The organism is Roseateles sp. P5_E11 (assembly GCF_054049355.1).
The window spans coordinates 1-5,464 of sequence record NZ_JBFUMO010000399.1 but is presented as its reverse complement, the minus strand read 5'-3'; the positions used below and the strand labels follow the sequence as shown (position 1 = coordinate 5,464).

The following is a 5,464-nucleotide window of genomic DNA, read 5'->3' as shown; positions in this document are numbered from 1 at the left end:
GCAGCGCTGATGATCGCGCCGGGTGTGAATGGCTATGACGCGGCCTTGGACACGCCGCTGAAGCCCGACCTCGACAAGGCCCGCAAGCTGCTCGCCGAGGCCGGCTACCCGCAGGGCTTCGAGGTGCCGCTGCACTGCCCCAACAACCGTTACGTCAACGACGAGCAGGTCTGCCAGGCGGCGGTGTCGATGTGGGCCAAGATCGGCGTCAAGGTGCGCCTCATCGCCCAGCCCTTCTCCACCCACAGCCAGACCTTCCAGCGCGGCGAGTCGCCGTTCTACATGCTGGGCTGGGGCGTCTCCACGTATGACGCCCTCTACGGCATGCAGGCCTGGGGCCACACGCGCACCAACGGCGCGGACGGCAACTTCAACTTCGGCAAGGTCAGCGACGCGACGCTCGATGGCCTGATCCAGAAGATCAAGTTCGAGCCCGACGTGCCCAAGCGCAACGCCCTCATCAAGGAAGCCCTGCTGCGCATCCGCGACGAATACCTCTTCGTGCCCATCCACCACCAGATCCGGCCCTGGGCGATGAAGCCGAGCGTCGAGACCATCCACCGCTCGAACGACTATTTCGAGGCTCGCTACACCACCATCAAGTGAGGGCGCGACATGGCGTTCTCACGGCCCTGGCCTGCGGGCTGTTTGCCGCCCTGTCCGCCAGCGCGGCCCCGCTGCGCTGGGCCGCGCAGAACGACATCCTGACGCTGGATCCGCATTCGCAGAACCACACCACCTCGCTGACCATTGCCGCCCAGGTCTACGAGGGCCTGACGCGGCGGGGCGAGAACTACCAGCCCGAGCCCGCGCTGGCGACGCGCTGGAGCTATGTGTCGCCGACCCAGGTGCGCTTCGAGCTGCGCCGCGGCGTGAAGTTCCACGATGGCAGCCCCTTCACAGCGGATGACGTCGTCTTCAGCTTCGCCCGCATCCGCGAGCCGCAGGGCGCGATGCAGGCCTATGTGTCGGGCATCCGCGAGATCCGCAAGCTGGGCGACTACACGGTCGACCTGATGCTGGAGGCACCRGCACCGCTGCTGCTGCAGAACCTCGTCAACTTCGCCATCCTGAGCCGCGCCTGGGCGGTGCGCAACCACGCCAGCCATGTCGAGGACTTCAAGGCCAAGGAGGAGAACTACGCCTCGCGCAACGCCAACGGCACCGGCCCCTACCGACTCGTCAGCTGGCAGCCCGACCAGGCCGTGCAGATGGTCATCAACAAGGACTGGTGGGACAGCAACAAGGGCAACGTCAACGAACTGACCTATCTGCCGATCAAGTCGGCGCCCACGCGCGTGGCGGCACTGCTGTCGGGAGATGTCGACCTCGTCACCGACGTGCCGCCGCAGGACTACCAGCGGCTCAAGACAGACAAGCGCCTCAAGCTGATGGAGGGCGCCGAGGTGCGCACCGTCTTCTTCGCCATGGACCAAAGCAGCGAGGAACTGCGCGATTCCAGCGTCAAGGGCCGCAACCCCTTCAAGGACAAGCGCGTGCGCGAGGCSMTGAACCTKGCYCTGGACCGCGAGGCCATCAAGCGCAGCATCATGCGCGGCCTGTCGGTGCCSGCAGCGCTGATGGTGCCGCCTGGCGTCACCGGCTACGACGCAGCGCTGGATACGCCGCTGAAGCTCGACGCCGACAAGGCCCGCAAGCTGCTGGCCGAGGCTGGCTACCCGCAGGGTTTCGAGTTGCCGCTGCGCTGCCCCAACAACCGCTACGTCAACGACGAGCAGATCTGCCAGGCCGCGGTGGCGATGTGGGCTCGCATCGGCGTGCGGGTGCGGCTCAACGCCCAGCCGATGAGCCTGCACATCCAGGCGCTGGAACGCTATGAGTCGCCGTTCTACCTGATCGGCATTTCCATGCCGACCTACGACGCCCATCAGGGCCTGCAGGCCTGGGGCCACAGCCGCGATGCGCGCGGCAACGGCGGCCAGAACTTCAACCACCTCGCCGACGCGGCGCTGGACACGTTCGTCGAGCGCATCCAGTTCGAGCCCGACGCGAGCGCCCGCAACGCGCTGATCCGCGAGGCCCTGCTGCGTGTGCGCGACGAGTTCCTCTTCATTCCGGTGCATCATCAGATCCGGCCCTGGGCCATGAAACCAGGCGTCAACACCCTGCACCGCTCGAACGACACCTTCGAGGCCCGCTTCACCACCCTTCCATGAAGCTCATGAAAATCTCCACCCTTTGGGCCGCCGCCTGGCTGGCCACCGCGCTGACCGCCACGGCCGACCCACTGCGCTGGGCGGCCCAGAACGACATCCAGACGCTGGATCCGCATTCGCAGAACCACTCGGCCACGTCGACCATCACGGGCTATGCCTATGAGGGCCTGACCCGCTACACGGAGAAGTTCGACGTCGAGCCGGCGCTGGCCGCCAAGTGGACATTCGTGACGCCCACGCAGGTGCGTTTCGATCTGCGCCGCGGCGTCAAGTTCCATGACGGCACGCCCTTCACGGCGGATGATGTCGTCTTCAGCCTGCAGCGCATCAAGCACCCGGCCAGCAACATGATCATCTATGCCTCCGGCATCAAGGAGGTGAAGAAGATCGACGACCACACGGTGGACTTCATGCTCGAAGGCCCCAACCCCGTGCTGACGCGCAACCTGACCTATGTGCGCATCGTCAGCAAGGCCTGGGCGACCAAGAACCGCTCCGAGAACCCGCAGGACTTCAAGGCCAAGGAGGACACCTATGCCTCTCGCAATGCGATGGGCACCGGGCCATTCAAGATCACGGCCTGGCAGCCGGACCAGCGCATCAGCATGGTGGCCAACAAGGACTGGTGGGACAAGCCCAAGGGCAATATCTCAGAGTTGACCTATCTGCCGATCAAGTCCGACGCAACCCGCGTGGCCGCCCTGCTGTCGGGCGACCTCGATCTGCTGACCGACCTGCCGCCCCAGGACGTCGCCAAGCTCAAGGCCGACCCGCGCCTCAAGGTCATCGACGGGCCCGAGAACCGCACCATCTTCTTCGCGCTGGACCAGGGCAGCGACGAGATCAAGGGCAGCAACGTGAAGGGCAAAAACCCCTTCAAGGACAAGCGCGTGCGCGAGGCGATGTCGCTGGCCATCGACCGCGAGGCCATCAAGCGCAGCCTGATGCGCGGTCTGTCGGTGCCTGCGGCCATCATGGTGGCGCCCGTCGCCTACGGCCACTCGGCCGAGCTGGACACGGTGCAAAAGCCCGACGTGGCGCGCGCCAAGCAGTTGATGACGGAGGCCGGCTACCCGGACGGCTTCGAGGTGCCGCTGGCCTGCCCCAACGACCGCTACGTCAATGACGAGGAGATCTGCCAGGCGGTGGTGTCGATGTGGACGCGCATCGGCGTGAAGGCCAAGCTGTCGACGCAGCCCATGACCCAGCACTCGGCCGCCATGCAGCGCTACGAGCTGCCGCTGTACATGTATGGCTGGGGCGTGACCACGTTTGATGCGCAGTACACGCTGCAGGACATCGTCCACACCAAGACCGGCGGCGCCGATGGCAAGGGAAATTTCTCCAAGGTCAGCGACGCCAAGGTCGACGCGCTGGTGCAGCAGATGAAGGTCGAGACCGACGTGCCCAAGCGCCTGGCGCTGATGCACGAAGCCTTGAAGCGCACGCGCGACGAGTTCCTCTTCATCCCCATCCACCACCAGGTGCGCCCCTGGGCGATGAAGGCCGGTCTGACCATTCCGCATTCGGCCAACGATGCCCCGCAAGCCAAATGGGCCACAGTGAAGTGAAGCCCCTCGTCCAAGGAATACCTTGGCCGGTCCCCCGAGGGGACGGCGATGCTTGCCGGTTCGACCGGCAAGCACATCGCCTGGGCGGGCCGGCTAGGGAGCGGCCCGGCGCTCGGCCCGCAAGCAACCCCGGTGGAAGATGACGCTGGGGTGATCAAGCCGCCCATCATCAACTTCTCGACGATCCAGTCCGTCGTCGAGATCACGGCCACCCTGGCCTTCGCGTTGTCCGGCCTGCTGGCCGGCGCGCGCAAGCATCTCGACGTCGTCGGCCTGTGCATCGTCGCGGGCCTGTCGGCCTTTGGCGGCGGCACGCTGCGCGATGTGCTGCTGGACCGTCGGCCCTTCTTCTGGGTCGATCATGCGGACTGGCTGTGGGCGCTGATGGCTCTGTCCTTCGCCGCCATGCTCTTCCTGCGCCGGCGCCACCTGGCGCTGACGGAGAAGGCCATCCAGTGGCCCGATGCACTGGGGCTGGGCCTGTTCACCGCCAACGGCACGCTGGTGGCGCTGGACGCAGGCATGCCGGCCATCGTGGCCGTGCTGATGGGCGTCATCACCGCCGTCTTCGGCGGCGTGCTGCGCGACATCGTCTGCAACGAGATCCCCGCCGCGTTCCACGACCACCGGCCCTATGCGCTGTGCAGCTTTGTCGGCGGCTGGGTGCTCGTCGCGGCCGTGCGGCTGGACGCGCCGCAGTGGGCCGTCATCAGCGCAGCGGCCGGCACAGCGGTGCTGCTGCGCGGCCTGGCCCTGTGGACGGGATGGACACTGCCGGCCTGGCGCATCAACGCCAAGCGTTGACGGCCAGGCGGCAGGGCCGGTTTACCAGCCGATCGTGTACGTCACCGTCGTCGGCGCCGTCGTGTGCAACGACGGGCTGAAGTCGCCCACGTCGTCATACGCAAAGCCGTAGGCCTTCTTGTTGATGCTGTGGTCGTGCCAGAACCTGGCGTACCAGTTGCCCAGCTGGCCGGCTGGGTAATGGGCGGTCTGCACGTACCAGTTGGCCGGCTGCTCCATCACGTGGCGGTTCAGCGCGGCGCAGATCTGGGCCTGCAGCTGCAACTGCGTGCCCGTGTTGGTCGGGTTGCCACTGGCGTCCGCCAGCAGGCCGGCGCCCAGCAGCACCATGGCCGTGTCGGGCTTGCCGTTGATGTAGAACGTGCCGGCCGGTGAGCCGCCGGTGAAGGTGAAGCGGTCACCGCTGACACGGCCGCGGAAGGTGCCCAGGTTCTGCAGCGTGAAGACGAGGTCTTCGTTGCGGTAGCGGGCCCAGACGGCGTCGATGTAGGGCTGCAGGTAGTTGGCGTTGGCCTGGCCGGGTTTGAAGGTGCCGTGGGCCGGGGCCATGATCCGGTACGGCGAGTACGGCGCCTGCGCGAGAGGCTTGAACTGCGCCGGCACTTCGGCGATGAACTTGCTGAAGAGCTGGTCACGCGTCTCGGTCAGCGCTTCACCCACGGTCTGGTCGTAGCCACCCAGGCCCTGGACGCGCAGCTTCAGCGGGAAGCCGAAGTGATCGACACGCGTCGTGTTGATGAAGATGCCCTGATCCGGCTGGCCCAGCGGGATGATGGCCATCTCGCCGAAATCGAAGTAGACGTCGATGTTGGGGTCAGTGGGGTTCTCGATGTTGGCGCCGGCATAGCCGATGTTGCCGTTGCCGTCGACGACGACCTTGATGTACATCGGCGAGCCCACCGACATCAGGAT

Annotated in this window: 5 protein-coding genes; 4 read left to right on the top strand and 1 reads right to left on the bottom strand. The window is 66.3% G+C overall.

Translation table 11 applies throughout. The annotated features are described in order from the left end of the window. From ACXJKR_RS22960 to ACXJKR_RS22945, 4 genes are all read left to right on the top strand, one after another. A partial coding sequence (locus ACXJKR_RS22960; protein WP_457324775.1) for an ABC transporter substrate-binding protein occupies positions 1-606 on the top strand: 606 nt, incomplete at its 5' end. Continuing rightward, positions 603-2,177, top strand: a complete 1,575-nt coding sequence (locus ACXJKR_RS22955; protein ID WP_457324774.1) for an ABC transporter substrate-binding protein — start codon at positions 603-605, stop codon at positions 2,175-2,177. The genes ACXJKR_RS22960 and ACXJKR_RS22955, both read left to right, overlap by 4 nt. Before the next feature lie 5 nt (positions 2,178-2,182). Further along, positions 2,183-3,748, top strand: coding sequence for an ABC transporter substrate-binding protein (locus ACXJKR_RS22950; protein ID WP_457324773.1), 1,566 nt, complete (start codon positions 2,183-2,185; stop codon positions 3,746-3,748). A gap of 48 nt (positions 3,749-3,796) precedes the next feature. After that, a complete protein-coding gene (locus ACXJKR_RS22945; protein ID WP_457324772.1) occupies positions 3,797-4,552 on the top strand; it encodes a trimeric intracellular cation channel family protein in 756 nt (251 codons plus the stop codon). A 21-nt stretch (positions 4,553-4,573) separates the two neighbouring features. On the opposite strand, the gene ACXJKR_RS22940 is transcribed toward ACXJKR_RS22945, so the two are convergent. Then, positions 4,574-5,464, bottom strand: an 891-nt coding sequence (locus ACXJKR_RS22940) for a glycoside hydrolase family 64 protein (RefSeq protein ID WP_457324771.1), incomplete at its 5' end; no start/stop codon positions are given.

Excerpts from the sequence above, each read along its gene's own strand:
- ACXJKR_RS22945 (WP_457324772.1), top strand. The coding sequence starts at position 3,797 with ATGCTTGCCGGTTCGACCGGCAAGCACATCGCCTGGGCGGGCCGGCTA.
- ACXJKR_RS22950 (WP_457324773.1), top strand. The coding sequence starts at position 2,183 with ATGAAAATCTCCACCCTTTGGGCCGCCGCCTGGCTGGCCACCGCGCTG.